This window comes from Kitasatospora sp. NPDC004669 (assembly GCF_040609455.1).
Lineage (GTDB): Bacteria > Actinomycetota > Actinomycetes > Streptomycetales > Streptomycetaceae > Kitasatospora.
Genome location: NZ_JBEXKB010000092.1, coordinates 1 through 19,705, shown reverse-complemented (window position 1 = coordinate 19,705; position 19,705 = coordinate 1). Strand labels below are relative to the sequence as shown.

Genomic DNA, 19,705 nt, shown 5'->3' with positions numbered 1-19,705 from the left:
GCACCCGAGGCCACGGGGCGCCTTACAGCAAGGCATGGCATTTCATGGCGGATATCCCGCAACAACGCCCGGTTCGCACCGGATTGATGGCATATACACCGCAAACCGACTGTGGCCACCCGGTGACTCCGAGTACTCTCGGCGCCATGGCAGCCACCCCACCGGCCGAGCCGAACCGACCGTCCCCCAACACCGTGATGCGCGCGCTGCGCGGCGACCGCTCACCCGGCGAGTTCGCCACGGCCGTCCGCCGGGCCGCCCGCGAGATCGGCGAGCACGTGTCCTGCGACGCCCGCTACGTCGGACGGGTCGAGTCCGGTGAGATCCGCTGCCCCAACTACGCCTACGAGCGCGTCTTCCGGCACATGTGGCCGGGCCGAGCGCTCACCGACCTCGGCTTCGCCCCCCGCACCGCCGTCCGCCGCCGCTCGGCGGACGACGCCGACGGGGCGGCCGGGGTGCCCCCGCTCCATCCACCGTTCCCGCCCCTGCCCGCCCCGCGCTCACCACTCTCCACCCAACTCCCGTACGCTGCCTCGCCGTACGCGGATCCAGCCGCTCCGAACGGGCCCCCGTGGCCGAGGGCCGGCGCGGTGCCCAGGGGGCCCGATGGATCGCCCTATCTCGACGAGGAGAACGACGACGTGCGTCGCCGTACGTTCCTGGCCGGCGGCGCGACCGCGCTGGCCACCGTGATCGGCATCGACCGGCCGGCCGCGGCCGGTCCCGCCACCGGTGCCGGTTTCCGCCCGGCCGCCGGCCGAGGTGCCGTCCCCGGTGCGGAGTTCACCGCACCCTCGCTGCTCGGCCTGGACCCGGTGGTGCCCGGCCGCCCCGGACCGGTGCCGCCGTTGCGCAAGGTCGGCGCCGCCGAGGTGCTCGGCGTCGAACAGGCTGTCCGGGAGATCAGACTGGCCGACGACGCGCACGGCGCCGACGCCCTGTACGACCTCGCCGGCCAGTCGCTGCGCACCGCCTACCTGCTGCTCAACGAGGGCGAGTACAGCGCCGAGACGGAGCGCCGACTGCAGGCCGGGGCCGGTGAACTGGCCATCTCGGTGGGCTGGTTGGCACACGACTCGAACCGGCTCGCGGACGCCCGCTCGTTCTACGCCGAGGCGCTCGCCACCGCCCGGATGGCCGGGGACTCCGCGCTGGAGGCGCACGTCTTCTGCAACAGCGCCTTCCTCGCCCGGGACGCCGGGCGCCCACGCGAGGCACTGCGCGCCGCGCAGGCCGGGCAGTCCGCCGCCCGACTGCTGGACTCCGCCCGACTGCTCGCCCTGTTGGCCATGCGCGAGGCCGGCGCCTGGGCCGTACTGCGGGACCGCTCCTCCTGCGAACGCGCGATCGGCCGGGCGTCCACCCTGTTCGATCGGGGGCCCTCCGAGGCCGACCCGGAGTGGATGTCCTTCTTCGGCGAGGCGGAGATCGCCGGCCTGCAGTCGCAGTGCTGGTCCGCGCTCGGCGACTGGGACCGGGCCAGCGAGCAGGCCGCGCTGGCCATAGCGCTGCAGGAGCCGCACTTCGTCCGCAACCGGGTGCTGTACACCGCCGAACTGGCCCACGACCGGCTCGGCCGGGGGGACTTGGCGGGGGCGGCGCACCACGGCTCGGCCGCCGTCGCGCTGTTCGGCGAGGTCCGCTCGGCCCGGATCCGCAGCATGCTGGCGGACACCGCCGAACAGCTGCGCCGGCACGCCTCGGTGCCCGAGGTCCGCCGCTTCCTGGCCGGGTACGACCAGGCCGCGGCGGCCTGAGCGGTCAAGGTCTGAGCGGGTGCAGGACCGAACGGGCAAAGGGCCCGAGCAAACGAAGGCCCGAGCGGCCCCCGAAGGCCGTCGACCGCGAGCTCAGTGGCCCGAGTTCAGCCCCTCCAGGTGGGACAGGTCGTTCCAGACCTCCACCGCCGGGGCTCCGTACTCCCAGGACAGCACGCACAGCGCCGCCGTACCGAGCTTGAACCGCTGGGCGAACTCGGGCGGCAGGCCCAGCCAGCGGGCGGTCAGGATGCGCAGCACGTGACCGTGTGCGAACAGGACGACGTCCCGGTCGGCGCAGTGCATGACGGTGGTGTCCGGCTCCGGGACGCCGTGCTCCGCGTTCAGGCCGGCCAGGAAGGTGTCCACCCGGGCGGCCACCTCGGAGAGCTTCTCGCCGCCGGGCACCCCGTCGCGCCAGATCAGCCAGCCGGGGTGGTCGGTGGCCCGGATGTCGACGCCGGTGCGGCCCTCGTACTGGCCGTAGTCCCACTCCATCAGCTCCGGCCGCTCCACCGCGCGGTCGCCGAAGCCGGCCAGTTCGCAGGTCTCCTTGGCCCGGCCGAGCGGGCTGGTGTAGACGAGCGCGTCCGGCAGCCCGTTCCACGGGTCCTTGGCGAGCCGGGCGCCGAGCGCCCGGGCCATCGCGCGGCCCTCCTCGGTCAGCGGGATGTCGGTGCGGCCGGTGTGGCGGCCGGTAGCCGACCACTCGGTCTCGCCGTGGCGGACCAGCACGATTCGGGCGGGCATGGTGGGCTCCTCGCAACGGGGCGGTCAACGGTCGGTCTCACCCTTGAGCACCGGGCTCCATGATCCCCCACCCGGACCGCGGCCACGATCGCGGGCTTCGATACCCGGCGGTTCCGGCCGGAACGGGCCGGTCCGCACCGCATTGTCGGACCCGGATGCGACACTGGGCCGCACCATGAACGCCTCGACGAACGTCCCGCTCAGCGGGTCCGCTGAGCCGCTCGCCCAGCGGCTCGCCGAGCTGCGCGGACCGGCCCAGCAGCGCAGTCTGAACGCCCGCGCCCTCGCCGCGCTCGCCGCCAATCCGGGCTGTCACCGCCGCGCCGTGCTGGACGCGGCGGGGGTGGACAAATCGGTGCTGGCCGCCCGGCTCGGCCGCCCCGCCCCCTTCGGCCAGTCCCCGTTCGCGATCGCCCGCGGCGTGATCTTCGAGTCCCGGCTGAAGGCGGACGACTACTCCGCGCTGCTGGAACCGCTGCGCGCCCACCTCGGCGTCCCGGCCGACGACCGCGCCGCGTTGCTGGTGCCCGATCTGCTGCACCGCTCCGGCCCGGCCGTCCGCGCCGACCGGACGGCCGAGGCGCTGGCCCGGGCCGCCGCCGAGCCGCAGGCCTGGACGCTGCTGGACCACCCGATGCTGCGCCTGGAGGTGGCCGGCAGCACCGCCTACCTGGAGCCGGACGCGCTGGTGGTGCACGGCGGGCGGTGCACGGTGGTCGAGATCAAGTCCTTCCCGGTGCTGGACGGCAGCGCGGACCCGGCCAAGGTCGGCGCCGCCGCCCGCCAGGCCGCGGTGTACGTGCTGGCGCTCCAGCGCACCGCCGCCGCGGCCGCCGGGCAGACGCTCGCCGGGGACCCGTACACCGAGCAGCGGCTGCCGGGCAGCCCCCGCACCAGCGTGCTGCTGGTCTGCCCGAAGGACTTCGGCAACCGGCCGACCGCGGTCGCCGTCGACGTCCGCCGCGAGCTGGCCACCACCCGCCGCCAGCTGAGCCGGATGACCGGCATCGGCCGGCTGCTGGACACCCTGCCGCCGGGCACCGACTTCGACCTGGCCGCCGACCAGGACGGCGCCCCGGCCCGGACCTCCGAGCAGCTGACCGCCGCGGTCGAGGCGGTGCCCGCCGCGTACAGCCCGGACTGCCTCTCCACCTGCGAGCTCGGCTTCCACTGCCGCGCCCAGTCCCGCTGCGGCGACCGGGTCGAGCAACTCGGCCGGGGCGTGCGCGGCGAGCTGGGCGGCATCCGTACGGTCACCGAGGCGCTGGCCGCCGCATCCGGCGCGGACGACGGCGCCGGGGACGGCTACGGCGACGACGCGGCCGAGCGCCTGGCCTGCGCGGCCGCCCTGCGCGCGGAAGCGCTGGGTGCCCGCGCATGAGTGAGCGCAGCATCGGGGTCCCCCCGGCCGAAGGCTGGGGGAGAATCGTCAAAAGGTGCGCGTGGGCGAATGCCCCTGGCGAGCGAAGCGAGGCGGGCGCATGAGTCTCCTCACCACCCTCGCCCGGCTGGAGGCCGTCCGCAGCGGGCACGCCGAACCGCTGGCCACCGTCCGGCACCGGCACCTGTCCGACCACCCGATGGTCCTGATCCCGCTGACCGCCGCCGGTGAGTCCGGCGCGCCGCTGGCCGTGATGCTCGGCACCGACCGGGACGCGCCCCGGCTGCACCTGGTGCCGCAGCCGCTCAACCGCACCCTGCGGTTCGACTTCCTGGCCGAGCTGGCCGCCGACCTGCTGCCCTACCTGGAGTCCTTCGCCGACGACGTCGAGCAGATCGAGGGCTCCGAGAAGGACCCGGAGACCGGCGAGAAGACCCAGGTGTTCCGCGAGCTGTGCGCCGACGCGCCGCAGCTGATCGTGCCCAACAGCGCGGGCGTGCACCACCTGGCGCTGATCGGCCGCTCCACCCGGTTCCGCCGCACCGTGGAGGACGCCGAGCCCGGCCCCTACCCGGCGCCGATGCGGGTGCCGCTGCTCGGCCGCTGGTTGACCCACCTCACCGACCGCGCCCAGGTGCCCGGCTCCAGCCTGCTGCTGCCGATGACCGGCCTGCTCGCCCGGCACTGGGCCACCGGCCAGAGCCACCTGGAGGACCAGCACCTGGCCGCCCGGCTGGCCTGGCACGACCCGCCGGCGGGCCTGACCGGCGCGCAGGCGGCCGAGCTGGCCGAGACCGGCCGGGACGAGCAGGGCCTGCTGCTGCACCCGCCGGCCGGCCCGACCACCGACCCCCGCTTCGACGAGTTCCTGCTCGCCCCGGCGATCGCCCGCTACGACGCCGCCGTCAACGCCCTGCAGCACAGCACCGAGCAGCAGGACGAGGCCGCCGCCGGGCGCGCCCGGGCGGCCGTCCGGTCGGCGGTCGACCAGCTGACGGAGGTGCTGTCCGCCGTCCTGCTACCCACCTGGCGGGACGTCTGGCAGGGCCTGGACCTGCTGCGCGCCCTGCCGCCGGCCGGGCACCTGGAGGAGCGCTGGACCGGCGACCGCTGGTCCTACACCGGCCACCGGGACCGTCTCGCGGCCGGCGAGCCCCCGCAGCCCCGGCAGGACGACGCCGTCACCGCCGCCCGCAAGCTCGCCCAGCGCGAGCGCGAGCAGGCCCGCCTCGACGTCCAGGAGGCGCTGGACGACCCGCTGGCGATGGCCGAACACCGGTTGTCCGGCGAGGCGTTCAGCGGGGTGGTGACCGAGGTGGTGCCGGACTGGGACACCACCGGCCGCTCCCCCAAGCCCCGCCCGCTGCTCACCCTGCGCACCGCCGACCGCCCGCACGCCGACCTCGGCCGGGAGGTTCACCGGGTGCACGGCCCGTCCGCGCAGAAGGCCGAGATCGTCGCGGTCGAGCCCGCCGAGGGCACCGTCACCCTGCGGGTGCTGTCCGGCATGGGCCGCAAGAAGGAGCCCGAGCCGGGCAGCCTGCCCGAGCCCGGCGAGCCGGTCACCTTCACCCTGTTCGAGTTGACGGTCCGCCAGTCCGCGCCGCTGCCCGAGCCGGACGACACCCCGTGGACCCACGGCGGCCCGCCCGGCACCGCGCCCGCAACCGCCCCGTCCGCTGCCGCCGAGGAGTGGGAGTAATGGCCGAGTCGACCCCCGAGCAGTCCCCGGGCGCGGCCGCCGACGCCGCCGTGGCCCGCATCCTGACGGCCACCGTCCGCCCGTCGGTCGGCGCCCCGCGCGGCGTGGTGGTGGACTCCCCGCCCGGCGCCGGGAAGTCCACCCTGGTGGTGCGGGCCGCCCGCGAGCTGGTGGAGGCCGGCGAACGGCTGATGATCGTCGCCCAGACCAACGGGCAGGTGGACGACCTGGTCGGCCGACTGGCCGAGAAGGCGCCGGAGCTGACGATCGGCCGGCTGCACGCGGCGGACTCCCGGCCCGGCCCGGAGGTGCTCAGGCACGCCAATGTCACGCCCTCCGACAAGGTCGCCGACCTGGTCGAGCAGGACGTGGTGATCTCCACCTCCGCCAAGTGGCAGTGGGTCCGGGCCGAGGCGCCGTGGCGGCACGCGATCGTCGACGAGGCCTACCAGATGCGCTCGGACGCCCTGCTCGCGGTGGCCCGGCTGTTCGAGCGGGCGCTGTTCGTCGGTGACCCGGGGCAGCTGGACCCGTTCACCGTGGTCGGCACCGAGCAGTGGGCGGGCCTGTCGTACGACCCGTCCAGCAGCGCCGTGGTCACCATGCTGGCGCACAACCCGCAGATCGAGCCGCACCGGCTGCCGGTCTCCTGGCGGCTGCCCGCCAGCGCGGCGCCGCTGATCTCGCGGGCGTTCTACCCGTACACGCCGTTCCGCTCCGGCACCGGCCCGGACGACCGCCGGCTGACCGCAGCCGTCCGCCCCGACGGTTCGGCACTGGACGCCGTGATCGACCGGGCCGCCGAGCACGGCTGGGCGCTGCTGGAACTGCCCGCCCGGCACACCGTACGGACCGACCCGCAGGCGGTGGCGGCCGTCGCGGCCACCGTCCGTCGGCTGCTGGAGCGCGGGCTGACCGCCCACTCCGAGCAGGGTGGGTCCCCGCTCACCGCGGACCGGATCGCCGTCGGCACCGCGCACCGGGACCAGGCGGCGGCCGTCCGGGCGGCCCTGCTCAAGGCGGGCGTCCCGGTGGACGGCGCGGCCGGTCCGGCCGTCACCGTGGACACCGCCAACCGGCTGCAGGGCCGGGAGTACGACGTCACGGTGGTACTGCACCCACTCTCCGGACGCCCGGACGCGACCGCCTTCCACCTGGAGACCGGCCGGCTGTGCGTGCTCGCCTCCCGGCACCGGCACGCCTGCATCGTGGTGGCCCGGGCCGGGATCGCCGAGCTGCTGGACGAACACCCCGCCACCGAGCCGGTCCAGTTGGGCGTCCCGGTGACCTTCCCGGACGGCTGGGAGGCCAACCACCAGGTCCTCCAGCACCTCGTCGGCCACCGGGTCCACCTGCGCTAGGTAGGGCTCAGTCCTCGGTCTCGCACACCGCGAAGGCCACCACGGAGCCGCGCGCCGCCTGGGCGCTCCAGCCGGTCGCGTCGGCGGTCGGGCCGCTGGCGCGCACCGGCCCGTCCGCGTCGGGCTGGAGCCGGTAGCCGCCGCCGGTCAGGTGGGTGCCGGCCGGGCAGGTCGCGGTCGAGACGCCGCCCGGGGCGCTCGGCGGGCCGGTGACCACCTTCGCCGTCTCCGCCGCGAAGGCGGGTACGGCCGGAGCCAGGACGGCGGCGGCCAGCAGGACGCCGGTGGACAGGGTCTTCGGTGCGCGCATGGGGTACTCCCGGTTCGACGGTGACTGGTTCCCGTACGCCCGGAACAACCGGTTCGCACGCGATCCGGATGCGCGGCGCCCGAGTCACGCCCCCGGCGCGCGCCGGGGAATAGCGCCCGCACGCGCACCGTTCCGTTACCGGCCGCCGCCGCGAGACAATGGACGACGGCCACAACCGGGCGGTGCGGCCCGGAGCAGCCCGCCCGCCCTCCCTCACCGAGACCCCGGAGGTGTCCGTCCATGCCCGACTCCCCCGCCGAGGCGCCTGAGCCCACCCGGCGCCTGCGCCCCTCGCAGCTGCTGTTCGAGCCGCAGTCCGCCGAGCCGGAGCCGGAACGATTCTTCGACCTGGAGTCCATCGACGACCCGGCGGAGCTGCTGCGCCGCTCCACCGAACTGGCCCTGGCCTTCCGGGCGGCCGCCGAGCGGGCCACCGACTTCCAGGCGGTCGCCGCCGCGCAGCTGGCGGACCCGCGCCGGTTCGACGCGCTGTCGAACACCGAGATCGCCGAGCGGGCGGACTGGACCCCCGACTACGCCGCCAAGATGATCGAGTACGGCCGCGATCTGCTCCAGCCGCGCCGCCACGAGGACTGATCGGCTGGCCCCTGGCATATGCCGGAGGCGGAAGGATACGCCGTACCCCGCTGCCCTGTCCGGCAAACAGCGCTTTCCACCACACCGGGGGCGCGCACCGCGCAGGCTGCTGGGCGTGGACATCTGGACCTTGCAGTCGGTGGAGTACGTCACCGCGGCCGGAGAGGCCTGGCTGGCCTCCGCCAGCGAATATCCGCGCAGCATGCGCGCCCTCTGGGAGTCCCGCCCGTGGGCGCCGTCGGTGCTGCCCTGCGGCCGCGCCTTCGACGTGATCAGCATGCCGGCGCTGTTCGGCCGCCGGGTGCTGGACGAGCTCTGGGCCTCCGGCCCGGGCTGCGGACCGGTCGCGAGCTACCGGGGGCGCACCCTGCTGTTCGTCCGGCCCGGCGCGGCGCCCCGGCTGCGCCGGCTGCTGGCCTGGGAGGAGTGGGCCAGGGACGTGCCGCCGCTGCTGTGTCACGGCAGGGGCGACGCGGTGACCGTGCCGCCGGTCCAGCGGATGGTGCACGGCCCGGACTCCCCCGGCCGGGGATCCGGCCGCTGGATCGTCGCCCCGGAGGAGCGGGAGCCCTGGCTGCCCGGCGCCTCGGTGGTGCTCTGGGCCTGTGTACGGGCGGCACGCGAGCCCCGCGCGCCCGTCCCGGCGGAGCCTTCCGTCGTGACCGGAGGGTGAACGGAGGGCGACCGGTATTCGATTTTGGCTCGGACGCGGGCCGCTGCTAGAGTCTTCTCTGTCAGCAGGCGCCGCTAGCTCAGTTGGTTAGAGCAGCTGACTCTTAATCAGCGGGTCCGGGGTTCGAGTCCCTGGCGGCGCACAGACAGCCGAGAGGCCCCTTGCGAAAGCAGGGGGCCTCTCGGCATTTTCCGGCGAAGGCACTGCCGCTGAAGGCACTGCCCGTACCGAAGCAGCCGGGCCGCCCGCCGGAGCGGACGGCCCGGCCGGGGCTCAGCGGCCGCGCAGCGTGCGGTAGCGGGCGACCAGCGCCGCGGTGGAGCTGTCCAGCTGCTCGCCGCCCTCGCCGGTGAGGAGCACCGGCTCGATCCGCTTGGCGAGCACCTTGCCCAGCTCGACGCCCCACTGGTCGAAGGAGTCGATGTTCCAGATCGCGCCCTGGACGAACACCTTGTGCTCGTACAGCGCGACCAGCTGGCCGAGCACGGACGGGGTCAGCTCGCCGGCCAGGATGGTGGTGGTCGGGTGGTTGCCCTTGAAGGTCTTGTGCGGGACCAGCTCGGTCGGCACGCCCTCGGCGGCGACCTCCTCCGGGGTCTTGCCGAAGGCCAGCGCCTGGGTCTGGGCGAAGAAGTTGGCCAGCAGCAGGTCGTGCTGGGCGACCAGGCCCGGCAGCAGGTCGGCGACCGGCCGGGCGAAGCCGATGAAGTCGGCCGGGATCACCTTGGTGCCCTGGTGGAGCAGCTGGTAGTAGGCGTGCTGGCCGTTGGTGCCGGGGGTGCCCCAGACCACCGGGCCGGTCTGCCAGTCGACCGGGGTGCCGTCGCGGGTCACCGACTTGCCGTTGGACTCCATGTCCAGCTGCTGCAGGTAGGCCGTGAACTTGGACAGGTAGTGCGAGTACGGCAGCACCGCGTGCGCCTGGGCGTCGAAGAACGCGCCGTACCAGACCCCGAGCAGGCCGAGCAGCAGCGGGACGTTCTGCTCCGCCGGGGCGGTGCGGAAGTGCTCGTCGACCAGGTGGAAGCCGTCCAGCATCTCGCGGAAGGCGTCCGGGCCGATGGCGATCATCAGCGAGAGGCCGATCGCCGAGTCGTAGGAGTAGCGGCCGCCGACCCAGTCCCAGAACTCGAACATGTTGGCGGTGTCGATGCCGAAGTCCTGCACGCCCTGGGTGTTGGTGGACAGCGCGACGAAGTGCTTGGCCACCGCCTCGGTGCCGGCGCTCAGGCCGGTGAGCAGCCAGTCGCGGGCGGAGACGGCGTTGGTGATGGTCTCGATGGTGGTGAAGGTCTTCGAGGCCACGATGAACAGCGTCTCGGCCGGGTCGAGGTCGCGGACCGCCTCGTGCAGGTCGGCGCCGTCCACGTTGGAGACGAAGCGGACGTCCAGGTCGCGCTTGGTGAACGAGCGGAGCACCTCGTAGGCCATCGCCGGGCCGAGGTCGGAGCCGCCGATGCCGATGTTGACGACGGTGCGGATCGGCTTGCCGGTGTGGCCCTTCCACTCGCCGCTGCGGACCCGGTCGGCGAAGCCGGCCATCTTGTCCAGGACGGCGTGCACGCCGGGGACGACGTTGACCCCGTCGACCTCGACGACCGCGTCCCGCGGGGCGCGCAGCGCGGTGTGCAGGACAGCGCGCTGCTCGGTGTTGTTGATCTTCTCGCCGCGGAACATGGCGTCCCGCAGCTCGGCGACGCCGGTGGCGGCGGCGAGTTCGCGCAGCAGCTCCAGCGTCTCGTCGGTGACCAGGTGCTTGGCGTAGTCCACGTGCAGGTCGCCGACCTGCAGGGTGTAGCGGCCGCCGCGCTCCGGGTCGGCGGCGAACAGCTCGCGCAGGTGGGTCTCGCCCAGCTCGTCCCGGTGCTTGGCCAGCGCGGCCCACTGCGGGGTGCGGTCGAGCGGGGTGCGGGCGTCGGCGCGGGTCTCCGACATCGGTTGGTCCTCGATTCATCTGGGTGCGGAAACCGGCAGGGCCAGGCGTGAGGCCCGAACGATCAGGGTCTCTGTGCGAGGTCGTGCGGGTACTGGTGGTGCGCCGACTCCGTTGACGGCCTGCCCGGGTTCAGCCTATGCAACCCCGGAGGCGGTCGCGCACATTCCGCCCGGCGCGCGCGGACTGCCCGTCATTTCCGTTCCGTGCGCAGGTCCAGCCCGCGCAGCACCTGGTCGACCAGTTCCGGGTCGGCCCCGAGCTCGCTGCGGGCGACGAGCATCTCGCGCCGGGAGGCGGCGATCATCTCCTGTTCGACGTCCCGGGCGGCCCGCCACTGGGCGAGGCGCAGCTTGGCCTCGGCGGCGTCCTCCTCGGCGTAGTTCTCCGGGCAGAGCCGGGCCAGCCGGTCGTGCTGACGGTCCCGCAGGCGGTCGGCGACCTCGGCGGGCAGTCTGTCCTGCTCCTCCAGTTCGCCGAGGCGCGTGAGCCCGGCCTTGGCGGCCCGCCACCAGAGCTGACGGACGGCCTGCTCGTGCCGGTCCTGGTCGATGTCCAGCTGGAGCCGCTTGGCCAGCCAGGGCAGGCTCAGGCCCTGGACCAACAGGGTGAACAGCACCACGCTGAAGGCGATGAAGACCAGCCGGCCGCGGTCGGGGAAGTCCGCGCCGGAGTGCAGGGTGAGCGGGATGGCGAGGGCCAGGGCGACGGTGGCCACGCCGCGCATGCCGGACCACCAGAGGACCACGCTCTCCTTCCAGCTGAACGGGGTGTCCTCGTCGTCGCCGCGGCGCAGCCTCCGGGAGAGCCAGCCGGCCGGCAGCAGCCAGAGCAGCCGGACCACGACGACCACCGCGATGACCACGGCGGCATCGCCGATGAAGCCGGTCCAGCCGTTGCCGGCCTCCTTGAGCACGGTGGCCAGCTCCAGGCCGATCAGGCCGAAGGCGACACCGGTGATCAGGATCTCGACCACCTCCCAGAAGGCGTTGCCGACCAGCCGGTAGGAGACGGCGTCGGCGTCGGCGGCCCGGTCGGCGAGGTAGAGCGCGCAGACCACGACGGCGAGCACGCCGGAGCCGTGGATCTCCTCGGCGAGGGTGTAGGCGGCGAAGGGCACCAGCAGGTTGAGCGCGACCTGCTGGGTCGGGTCGTCCAGGCGTTCGGCGAGCTTGGCGTTCATCCAGCCGAGGGCGACGCCGATGACCACGGCGAGCACGGCGGACAGGATGAAGCGCAGCACCGCGTTGCCGACCGAGAAGTCGCCGCTGACCATGGCCTCGATGGCCAGCGAGTAGATGACGATCGCGGTCACGTCGTTGAACAGGCCCTCGCTCTCCAGGATCGCCACCAGGCGCCGGGGCAGGCCGACGCTGCCGGCCACCGCGACGGCGGCGACCGGGTCGGGCGGGGAGACCAACGCGCCGACCGCGATGGCGGCGGCCAGCGGCAGGGCGGGCAGTAGCCAGTGCACCGTCCCGGCGACCGCGATCGTGGTGACCACCACCAGGGCGACGGCCAGCAGCAGGATCGAGCGGATGTTGGCCTTGAAGTAGCGGACCGAGGAGCGTCGGGCGACCGCGAAGATCAGCGGCGGCAGGACCAGCGGGAGGATCAGCTCGGGTTCGAGCGAGACGTCCGGGATCTGCGGGAGGAGCGCCATCGCGATGCCGAGCAGGGTCATCAGGACCGGTTGCGGCACCCCCGTCCTGCGGGCGAGTGGCATCGTCACCACGGAGGCGAGCAGCACCAGGAAGAACAGGGGCAGCTGGCCCACGGGGAGGTTCCTCTCGACGGCGGACGGCTGAGCGCCGCCCAGGATAGATCCGACAATGCGCCTATAGGTGGGGACGCGCCGGGCAGTGCTTGACCTCAAGCGCGCTTCAGGTTCGAGGATCGGGAGCGTCGAACGATCGGGCGAACGATCAGTCGAACGGTCGAGGGAGAGGAGCCCCCATGAAGGCGGCACCGTGGCGCGGTCCGGCGGTCCGGAGGTCCTGCGGGTCACCGAGGTGCCCGCCCCGGAGCCCGGCCCGGGCGAGGTCCGGGTGCGGGTCTACGCCGCCGGGGTGCAGCCGGTGGACCTCGCGATCCGGGAGGGGTTCCGCCCGCCGGGACTGACGGTCGAGCCGCCGTTCACGCTCGGCAACGAGTTCGCCGGGGTGGTCGACCGGCTGGGCCCGGGCGCCGGGGGCCGAGCGGCTGGCCGAGCTGGTGCGACTGTGGGAGGCGGGCGCGCTGCGGCTGGAGGTCGCCGAGGCGCTGCCGCTGGAGAGGGCCGCCGAGGCCCACCGGCTGGTCGCCACCGGGCACGTCCGGGGCAAGGTGGTGCTGACCGCCTGAGCGGGCGGGGGGCCGTCCGGGCCGATTGTGTGTTTCGGCCGCTGACCAGGTAATGTTCTCCACGTCAGCAAGCGCCGCTAGCTCAGTTGGTTAGAGCAGCTGACTCTTAATCAGCGGGTCCGGGGTTCGAGTCCCTGGCGGCGCACAGACGGTCGGAAGGCCCCTCGCGAGAGCGAGGGGCCTTCCGGCGTTTCGGCGGTTACCCACCCACTCGCCCGCTCACCTTCGGCGCGGGATCACTCGCCGCCCGTGGCAGGAAAGGTGGGAAACAGGTCATTGCTGCCACCCCGGCCCGCTGACAGGCTGGCCGTGTGAGAGCGCACAGCGTGGTCGTCGTCCTCTTCGACGGCGTGCAGAGCCTGGACGTGACCGGGCCCGTGGAGGTGTTCGCGGGAGCGGGCACCGCTGCCGGGCAGCCGGGCGCGTACCGGGTGACCACCGCCTCGCTCGGCGGCGGACCGGTGCGCAGCCTCAGCGGGCTGCGGCTGCTGCCGGACACGGACCTGGCCGAGGTCGGGCCGGTACAGACCCTGCTGGTCCCCGGCGGGGAGGGCACCAAGCATCCGGACGGCGCGCTGGTGGCGCGGATCCGGGAACTGGCCGACCGGGCCGAACGGGTGGTGTCGGTGTGCACCGGGGCCTTCCTGCTCGCCGAGGCCGGGCTGCTGGCCGGGCGCCGGGCGACCACGCACTGGGCGTACTGCGAGGCACTGGCCCGGCGGTTCCCCGACGTCGAGGTGGACCCGGATCCCATCCATGTCCGGGACGGACACATCGCCACCTCCGCCGGGGTCACCGCCGGGATCGACCTGGCGCTGGCCCTGGTCGAGGAGGACCTCGGCCGCGACACCGCGCTGCTGATCGCCCGCCGTCTGGTGGTCTTCCTGCGCCGGCCGGGCAACCAGGCCCAGTTCAGCACCCAGCTGGCCGCCCAAGTGGCGGCCCGGCAGCCGCTGCGCGAGGTGCAGCGGTGGATCGCCGAGCACCCCGAGGCCGACCTGTCGGTCGAGGCGCTGGCCGGTCGCTCGGCACTGTCGCCCCGGCACTTCGCCCGGGCCTTCGCCGCCGAGGTGGGGGTGACCCCGGGCCGGTACGTGGACGGCGTCCGGCTGGAGGCCGCCCGGCGGCTGCTGGAGGACACCGACGACGGCATCGAGGAGATCTCCCGCTCCTGCGGCTACGGCACCCCGGAGGCGATGCGGCGCGCCTTCGTCCGGACCCTGGCCGCCCCGCCCGCGGAATACCGACGCCGCTTCCGTTCCGGTTCCGATGTCCGAACCAGTCCCGATGGAGGACACTGATGCGCATCGCCGTCCTGCTCTACGACGACTTCACCGCCCTCGACGCCGTCGGCCCGTACGAGGTGCTGTCCCGCATCCCTGGCACCGAGGTGGTGTTCACCGCCGCCCGGCGCGGGCCGGTCCGCACCGACATGACGAGCCTGGCGCTCACCGCCGACGCCGCCCTGGACGAGGTGGACTCGGCCGACCTGCTGCTGGTGCCCGGCGGGCCCGGCACGGAGGCCCAGCTGGCCGACCGGGCCGTGGTCGAGTGGGTGCGCGCGGTGGACGCGACGACCACCTGGACCACCTCGGTCTGCTCCGGCTCGCTGTTGCTGGGCGCCGCCGGGCTGCTCCAGGGCCGCCGGGCCACCTCGCACTGGGTCTGTCTGGACCAGCTGCCGCAGTTCGGTGCGGAGCCGACCGGCACCGAGCGGGTCGTCATCGACGGCAAGTACGCGACCGCGGCGGGCGTCTCGGCCGGGATCGACCTCGCACTGACGCTGACCGGGCGGATCGCCGGCGACGCCACCGCGCAGGCGATCCAGCTGCTCATCGAGTACGACCCGCGGCCCCCGTACTCGGCGGGCCACATCACGACCGCCCCGGCCGGGATGGCCGAGGAGTTGCGGGCGAACCGGCTGCTGCTCCGCTGACCGCTGGCCGCGCTCCGCCGGGAAGGCGTGGCGGCGGGCGGCAGTGACGGTCTGCCCGGCGGCCGACTCGCCGACCCCGAGCGACCCGCTCATCCCCGGCAGGACGCCCGCGGGCAGGTTCTCGGTGAGCGCGGTGACGAAGACGGCGGTGGCCAGGGCGAGCAGGGCGGGGAGCGGAAAGGGCTTACGGGATACCGGGGTTGTGAGCTGCGTGGTCGCCGTGGGGACCACGCTCGGACCTCACACCGGTGTCAGGTTCAAGCACGCCCCCCCGCCGGCATCCGGGCCCGAGAGCCCCCTTGTCCACGTGGGGGGAGGAGTCACCGAGTGGTACTGGTTGTCCTGGTCCTGGCCGGACGGGACCGAAGTGGATCCGACAGTGCGCCGTCCATGGTCCAGACCGGTTGGGCCGGCTCGGGAGGACCGCCCCGGTTGCCGGGGATGACACTCCGTCGAAGGATGGAGGAGTGACCCCGTCCGGCTACCTCCGCCACCCTCACCTGCACGGCGGCCTGCTCACCTTCACCGCCGAGGACGACGTCTGGATCGCCCCGCTGGACGCCGACGGCGGCGGCACCGGACGGGCCTGGCGGGTCGGCTGCGACCGCACCCGGGTCAGCCACCCCCGTTTCTCCCCCGACGGCACCACCCTCGCCTGGACCAGCTGGCTCAGCCTCACCCCCGAGGTGTGGACCGCCCCGGTCGAGGGCGGCGAGACCCGCCGGCTCAGCTTCTGGGGCAGCCAGGACACCCGGGTGCGCGGCTGGCTGCCGGACGGCGAGGTACTGGCCGTCACCTCCTTCCACGAGCCCTTCGGCCACTACACCTGGGCACACGCCCTGCCGCCGGACGGCTCACCCGGCCGCCGGATGCCCTGGGGCCCCGTCGGCGACGCCCAGATGAGCCACGAGCGGACCGTGCTGCTCACCGGAGCCGCTCCGCACGAACCCGCCGCCTGGAAGCGCTACCGCGGCGGCGCCATCGGCCGGCTCTGGGTGGACGGCGTGCTGGTCCTGCCCGACCACACCGGCCACCTCGCCTCACCCATGCCGGTCGGCGGCCGGATCGCCTTCCTCTCCGACCACGAGGGCATCGGCAACCTCTACTCCTGCCTCCCCGACGGCGGCGACCTGCGCCGGCACACCGACCACGCCTCCTACTACGCCCGCGAGGCCGCCACCGACGGCACCCGGATCGTCTACCAGCACGCCGGCGACCTCTGGCTGCTGGACGGCCTGGACGCCCCCACCCCGCGCCGGCTGCACGTCCCGCTCGGCGGCGCCCGGGCCGGCCGCCGCCCGTACCAGGTCAGCGCCGCCTCCCAGGTCAAGGACCTCGCCTGCGACCAGACCGGGCGGGCCGGGGTGATCACCGTGCGCGGCAGCCAGTACTGGCTCACCCACAAGGACGGCCCGGCCCGCGCGCTCGCCGACACCCCCGGGGTGCGGACCCGACTGCCGGTGGTGCTCGGCCACACCGGCGAGGCGGCCTGGATCACCGACGCGGAGGGCGCCGACGCGATCGAGGTCATGCCGCTGCCCGGGCACGAGCAGACCGGAAAGCACCGCCATCGCGTGCTCGCCACCGGGAAGCTCGGCCGGGTCCTGGAACTCACCGCCTCCCCCGACGGCACCCACCTCGCCGCCGCCACCTCGGACGGGCGCCTGCTGCTGGTCGCCACCGCCGACGGCGAGGTTCGCGAAGTCGCCGCCTCCGGGTACGGACCGGTCTCCAGCGCCCGGTTCTCCCCCGACTCGCACTGGATCGCCTGGTCCCAGCCGGTGGCCGGGCGCTCGCTGCGCCGCATCCGGCTGACCCGCGCCGACGCGCCCGCGCCGATCGTCGAGGTCACCGACGGACGGTTCGAGGACGAGCAGCCGGTGTTCACCCGCGACGGCCGCTACCTGGCCTTCCTGTCCTGGCGCGGCTTCGACCCGGTCCACGACGTCCACACCGGTGACCTCTCCTTCCCGGTCGGCTGCCGTCCCTACCTCGTCCCGCTCACCGCCGACACCCCGTCCCCGTTCGCCGCGCCCGCCGAAGACGGTGCCCCGCGCGGCAACGGCGGCGGCGACGGCACCGTCCGGGTCGACCCCCAGGGCATCGGCGAGCGGCTGCTGCAGTTCCCGGTGATCGCCTCCAAGTACTCGGCCACCGACGCGGTGCGCGGCGGCCTGGTCTGGCTGCGCTGGCCGATCTCCGGCACCCTCGGGCAGACCTTCATGAGTCCGGAGGACACCTCCGGGCGCCCCTCGTTGGAGTACTTCGACCTCGCCCGGGGCACCCGCACCACCCTGGTCGACAAGCTCGACGGCTACGCCGTCTCCGGCGACGGCGGCTCGATCGCGGTCTACTCGGTCGGCACCCTGCGGATCATCCCGGTCGGCGCCCCCTCCGCCGGCATGCCGGTGGACCTGCGCCGGATCACCCACACCGTGCACCCCGCCGCCGAGTGGCGCCAGGCGTACCACGAGGCCGCCCGGATCGTCCGCGACCAGTTCTGGGACGACCGGATGTCCGGCCTGGACTGGTCGGCCCTGGTCGCCCAGTACGAGCCACTGCTCGACCGGATCGCCGGGCCGGACGACTTCGCCGACCTGTTGCGCGAGCTCCTCGGCGAACTCGGCACCTCGCACGCCTACGTCACCCCGTCCCGGCGCGGCGAGGGCCCCTCGCTCGCCCAGCAGCCGCTCGGCCTGCTCGGCGCCACCATGCGCCGCGACCCCGACGGCCGCTGGCTGTTCGCCCGGGTGCTGCCCGGCGAGACCTCCGACCCGCGCGCCCGCGCCCCGCTCGCCGCCCAGGGCGTCAGGGACGGCGACGAACTGCTGGAGATCGGCGGGCGGCGGGTGGACCCGGTCCGCGGCCCGCTCCCGATGCTGGCCGGCACCGGCGGCACCACCGTCGAGATCGGCCTGCGCAGTGGCCCGGACGCCCCGGTGCGGCGGATCACCGTCACCCCACTGAACGACGAGCGACCCATCCGCTACCAGGACTGGGTGGTCAAACGCCGTTCCCTGGTACGGGAGTTCAGCGACGGGCGGTGCGGTTACCTGCACATCCCGGACCTCGGCGGCTCCGGCTGGGCGCAGTTCAACCGCGACCTGCGCCGCGAGCTGGACAAGCCCGCGCTCGTCCTGGACGTGCGCGGCAACGCCGGCGGCAACGTCTCCGAACTCGTCCTGGAGAAGCTCACCCGGCGGGTCCTCGCCTGGGACTTCACCCGCGACCGGCAGCCGGTGCGGTGGCCGCGCAACGCCCCGCGCGGCCCGGTGGTGGCGCTCGCCGACGAGGCCACCAGCTCGGACGGGGACGTGATCATCGCGGCCATCGAGCTGCTCGGGCTCGGGCCGGTGGTCGGCACCCGCACCTGGGGCGGGGTGGTCGGGATGACCGGGCGGCACACCCTGGGCGACGGCACCCAGATCTCGGTGCCGAAGAACGCCTCCTGGTTCACCGGCGGGCTCGGCTGGTCGGTGGAGAACCACGGCGTCGAACCGGACGTGCACGTGCTGCGGGCGCCCCGGGACTGGGCCCAGGGGCGGCACCCGGAGCTGCGCACCGCCGTCCGGCTGGCGCTGGAGCTGCTGGAGGACGCGCCCGCCGCCACTCCCCCGCCGGCCGAGACCCCCCGGCCGGACCTGCGGCGCCCGCCGCTGCCACCGCGGACCGGGTGACGCTCGGCGTCACCCGGGGCTCATCCCCAGGGGTCGCCCTCGGCGGTCATGTCCTCGGCGGCGCGCTGGTCGGCCTCGTCCTGGGCCCGCTTCTCCGCGACCTCGCGGGTGCGCTCGACGTCGTTGCTGTACGCGTCGGCGGCCTCGTCGTGGGCGAGGGCGGCCCGCTCGGCGGCCTCCTGGCCGGTGGGCTCGTGCGCCTTGTGGCGGAACCTGTCGAAGATACCCATGACTCCTCCTCCGGAGGGAATGTCGGTATTCCGGGCTGCCCCCACTCTCACACCGGGGGCGAACGGACGCACGTTGAGCCTTTGGTCCCGGGTGCAGGTATCCAACGACCGTAGCCGGGCGGCGCGGAACGGGCGGAGGGTGGCGGTGTGAGGAACTCGACCGAGGAACTGCACGACGGACCGCGCCGGCGGGTCGGCCCGCTGGCCGCGCTGGACGGGCGGCTGCCCGGCGCCCACGACCTGCTGCTGATGCAGTGCCCCAGCTCGCTGCGCCCGCTGGCGGGCGGCGAGCTGCCGGACTGGGCGCGGACGGTGCTGCGGGCGCACCCGTGGGTGACGGTCGGCCGGGCCCCCTCGGTGGTCGGAGCCCCGGTGGACGTGCCGCACCCGCAGCGCTGCACCCGGGACCCGGAAGCGGCGCCCGAGCACTGGATCCCGGCGACCGTACGCGGCCCGCGCCCCGGGCAGCGGCTGGACGCGCTGGCGCCCTGGGCCGCGGTCGCCCGGACGCTGCGGCCCGAGCAGCTGGCCGAGCGGCGCGAGCGGCTGGCCCCCGAGCGGGTCGCCGGCATCCCGGCGCTGGCCCTGCTGCCGGAGGTGGGCCGGCTGGTGGCGGACCACCGGCTGTCCTGGGGTCCGATCGGCGCGGTCGGCTACGAACTGGGCACCGGCATCCCCGTCACCGGGCCGCTCAGCCCACTGCGGCTGGTGCTTCGCGCCCCGCACCCGATCAGCCGACGGGACGCGCTGCAGCTGCGGCGGGCGCTGAGCAAGCTGCCGGTGCCGGTGCAGGCCGAGCTGGAGACCCGCTACGGCGCGGTGCAGCTGGCCGAGTACGCGGCCGCGCCGCTCACCCTCACCCTGCTGACGCCGCACGGGCCCCGCGAGGTCCGCGATCCGTGGTTCCCTAGGGGGCCGTTCGTCTGAGCTGCCGTTTGACTTCCGCCCCGCCCTTTAAAGGACTCCGTTGGGAAAATCGCAAAGCGACACCCGAGTGGCCGGCAGGCTGACATGATCGCCTTGTCTGTCAGTGGAAGGGGGCTGGGTGTCGC

At 74.4% G+C, this 19,705-nt stretch carries 16 protein-coding genes, 2 tRNA genes and 2 pseudogenes; 14 read left to right on the top strand and 6 right to left on the bottom strand.

Annotated features, from left to right (window positions below):
- Window positions 1-146 precede the first annotated feature (146 nt).
- Complete coding sequence (locus ABZW30_RS41290) at window positions 147-1,760, top strand: tetratricopeptide repeat protein (protein ID WP_355676458.1); 1,614 nt, start codon at window positions 147-149, stop codon at window positions 1,758-1,760.
- A 93-nt stretch (window positions 1,761-1,853) separates the two neighbouring features.
- Here ABZW30_RS41290 and ABZW30_RS41285 read toward each other — a convergent pair whose 3' ends face one another.
- A complete protein-coding gene (locus ABZW30_RS41285) occupies window positions 1,854-2,510 on the bottom strand; it encodes a histidine phosphatase family protein (protein ID WP_355676457.1) in 657 nt (218 codons plus the stop codon).
- Window positions 2,511-2,685: 175 nt separating this feature from the next.
- On the opposite strand from ABZW30_RS41285, the gene ABZW30_RS41280 reads away from it, so the two are divergent.
- The 3 genes from ABZW30_RS41280 to ABZW30_RS41270 all read left to right on the top strand — a co-directional run bounded on the left by ABZW30_RS41280 (window position 2,686) and on the right by ABZW30_RS41270 (window position 6,954).
- A complete protein-coding gene (locus tag ABZW30_RS41280) occupies window positions 2,686-3,891 on the top strand; it encodes a hypothetical protein (protein ID WP_355676456.1) in 1,206 nt (401 codons plus the stop codon).
- A 100-nt stretch (window positions 3,892-3,991) separates the two neighbouring features.
- Window positions 3,992-5,593 (top strand): hypothetical protein, encoded by a 1,602-nt coding sequence (locus tag ABZW30_RS41275; protein WP_355676455.1) that lies wholly within the window; start codon window positions 3,992-3,994, stop codon window positions 5,591-5,593.
- Window positions 5,593-6,954 carry an AAA family ATPase gene (locus ABZW30_RS41270; protein WP_355676454.1) on the top strand — a complete coding sequence of 454 codons (1,362 nt, stop codon included), beginning with the start codon at window positions 5,593-5,595 and terminating at the stop codon, window positions 6,952-6,954. The genes ABZW30_RS41275 and ABZW30_RS41270 overlap by 1 nt, the downstream gene beginning before the upstream one ends.
- 7 nt (window positions 6,955-6,961) lie before the next feature.
- On the opposite strand, the gene ABZW30_RS41265 is transcribed toward ABZW30_RS41270, so the two are convergent.
- Window positions 6,962-7,264, bottom strand: a complete 303-nt coding sequence (locus ABZW30_RS41265) for a hypothetical protein (protein ID WP_355676453.1) — start codon at window positions 7,262-7,264, stop codon at window positions 6,962-6,964.
- 240 nt (window positions 7,265-7,504) lie between these two features.
- Here ABZW30_RS41265 and ABZW30_RS41260 point away from each other — a divergent pair, with 240 nt between their 5' ends.
- The 3 genes from ABZW30_RS41260 to ABZW30_RS41250 all read left to right on the top strand — a co-directional run bounded on the left by ABZW30_RS41260 (window position 7,505) and on the right by ABZW30_RS41250 (window position 8,676).
- Entirely contained in the window at window positions 7,505-7,861 is a 357-nt protein-coding gene (locus ABZW30_RS41260; RefSeq protein WP_355676452.1) for a hypothetical protein, read from the top strand.
- Window positions 7,862-7,916: 55 nt separating this feature from the next.
- Window positions 7,917-8,534 (top strand): bifunctional DNA primase/polymerase, encoded by a 618-nt coding sequence (locus ABZW30_RS41255; protein WP_355676465.1) that lies wholly within the window; start codon window positions 7,917-7,919, stop codon window positions 8,532-8,534.
- Window positions 8,535-8,602: 68 nt separating this feature from the next.
- A tRNA-Lys gene (locus tag ABZW30_RS41250) sits at window positions 8,603-8,676 on the top strand.
- 131 nt (window positions 8,677-8,807) lie between these two features.
- Here ABZW30_RS41250 and pgi read toward each other — a convergent pair.
- Both pgi and ABZW30_RS41240 read right to left on the bottom strand, forming a co-directional pair.
- The gene (gene pgi, locus ABZW30_RS41245) at window positions 8,808-10,469 is read right to left on the bottom strand and encodes a glucose-6-phosphate isomerase (protein ID WP_355676451.1); all 1,662 of its coding nucleotides are present in this window, start codon (window positions 10,467-10,469) and stop codon (window positions 8,808-8,810) included.
- 191 nt (window positions 10,470-10,660) lie between these two features.
- Entirely contained in the window at window positions 10,661-12,244 is a 1,584-nt protein-coding gene (locus ABZW30_RS41240) for a Na+/H+ antiporter (protein WP_355676450.1), read from the bottom strand.
- Window positions 12,245-12,311: 67 nt separating this feature from the next.
- Between ABZW30_RS41240 and ABZW30_RS41235 the strand changes: the two are divergent.
- The 5 genes and pseudogenes from ABZW30_RS41235 to ABZW30_RS41215 all read left to right on the top strand — a co-directional run.
- Window positions 12,312-12,665 (top strand): annotated as a pseudogene (locus tag ABZW30_RS41235) (alcohol dehydrogenase catalytic domain-containing protein); the annotation flags it as partial.
- A gap of 16 nt (window positions 12,666-12,681) precedes the next feature.
- Complete coding sequence (locus ABZW30_RS41230; RefSeq protein WP_355676449.1) at window positions 12,682-12,810, top strand: zinc-binding dehydrogenase; 129 nt, start codon at window positions 12,682-12,684, stop codon at window positions 12,808-12,810.
- Between the two features lie 71 nt (window positions 12,811-12,881).
- Window positions 12,882-12,955 (top strand) — tRNA-Lys (locus ABZW30_RS41225).
- A gap of 166 nt (window positions 12,956-13,121) precedes the next feature.
- Window positions 13,122-14,111, top strand: coding sequence for a GlxA family transcriptional regulator (locus ABZW30_RS41220; RefSeq protein WP_355676448.1), 990 nt, complete (start codon window positions 13,122-13,124; stop codon window positions 14,109-14,111).
- Complete coding sequence (locus tag ABZW30_RS41215; RefSeq protein WP_355676447.1) at window positions 14,111-14,746, top strand: DJ-1/PfpI family protein; 636 nt, start codon at window positions 14,111-14,113, stop codon at window positions 14,744-14,746. Before ABZW30_RS41220 ends, ABZW30_RS41215 begins: the two co-directional genes overlap by 1 nt.
- Window positions 14,747-14,788: 42 nt before the next feature.
- On the opposite strand, the pseudogene ABZW30_RS41210 reads toward ABZW30_RS41215, so the two are convergent.
- A pseudogene (locus tag ABZW30_RS41210) lies at window positions 14,789-14,977 on the bottom strand (MFS transporter); the annotation flags it as partial.
- Window positions 14,978-15,213: 236 nt separating this feature from the next.
- Here ABZW30_RS41210 and ABZW30_RS41205 point away from each other — a divergent pair.
- Window positions 15,214-18,423 (top strand): S41 family peptidase, encoded by a 3,210-nt coding sequence (locus tag ABZW30_RS41205; protein WP_355676446.1) that lies wholly within the window; start codon window positions 15,214-15,216, stop codon window positions 18,421-18,423.
- Between the two features lie 20 nt (window positions 18,424-18,443).
- On the opposite strand, the gene ABZW30_RS41200 is transcribed toward ABZW30_RS41205, so the two are convergent.
- Entirely contained in the window at window positions 18,444-18,653 is a 210-nt protein-coding gene (locus tag ABZW30_RS41200; protein ID WP_355676445.1) for a hypothetical protein, read from the bottom strand.
- Window positions 18,654-18,800: 147 nt separating this feature from the next.
- On the opposite strand from ABZW30_RS41200, the gene ABZW30_RS41195 reads away from it, so the two are divergent.
- Window positions 18,801-19,580 carry a phosphoribosyl-dephospho-CoA transferase MdcG domain-containing protein gene (locus ABZW30_RS41195; protein ID WP_355676444.1) on the top strand — a complete coding sequence of 260 codons (780 nt, stop codon included), beginning with the start codon at window positions 18,801-18,803 and terminating at the stop codon, window positions 19,578-19,580.
- The last annotated feature ends 125 nt before the right edge of the window (window positions 19,581-19,705 follow it).

Coding starts and splice junctions, on each gene's coding strand:
- ABZW30_RS41290 (WP_355676458.1), top strand. CDS start 147: ATGGCAGCCACCCCACCGGCCGAGCCGAACCGACCGTCCCCCAACACC.
- ABZW30_RS41285 (WP_355676457.1), bottom strand. CDS start 2,510: ATGCCCGCCCGAATCGTGCTGGTCCGCCACGGCGAGACCGAGTGGTCG.
- ABZW30_RS41280 (WP_355676456.1), top strand. CDS start 2,686: ATGAACGCCTCGACGAACGTCCCGCTCAGCGGGTCCGCTGAGCCGCTC.
- ABZW30_RS41275 (WP_355676455.1), top strand. CDS start 3,992: ATGAGTCTCCTCACCACCCTCGCCCGGCTGGAGGCCGTCCGCAGCGGG.
- ABZW30_RS41270 (WP_355676454.1), top strand. CDS start 5,593: ATGGCCGAGTCGACCCCCGAGCAGTCCCCGGGCGCGGCCGCCGACGCC.
- ABZW30_RS41265 (WP_355676453.1), bottom strand. CDS start 7,264: ATGCGCGCACCGAAGACCCTGTCCACCGGCGTCCTGCTGGCCGCCGCC.
- ABZW30_RS41260 (WP_355676452.1), top strand. CDS start 7,505: ATGCCCGACTCCCCCGCCGAGGCGCCTGAGCCCACCCGGCGCCTGCGC.
- pgi (WP_355676451.1), bottom strand. CDS start 10,469: ATGTCGGAGACCCGCGCCGACGCCCGCACCCCGCTCGACCGCACCCCG.
- ABZW30_RS41215 (WP_355676447.1), top strand. CDS start 14,111: ATGCGCATCGCCGTCCTGCTCTACGACGACTTCACCGCCCTCGACGCC.
- ABZW30_RS41200 (WP_355676445.1), bottom strand. CDS start 18,653: ATGGGTATCTTCGACAGGTTCCGCCACAAGGCGCACGAGCCCACCGGC.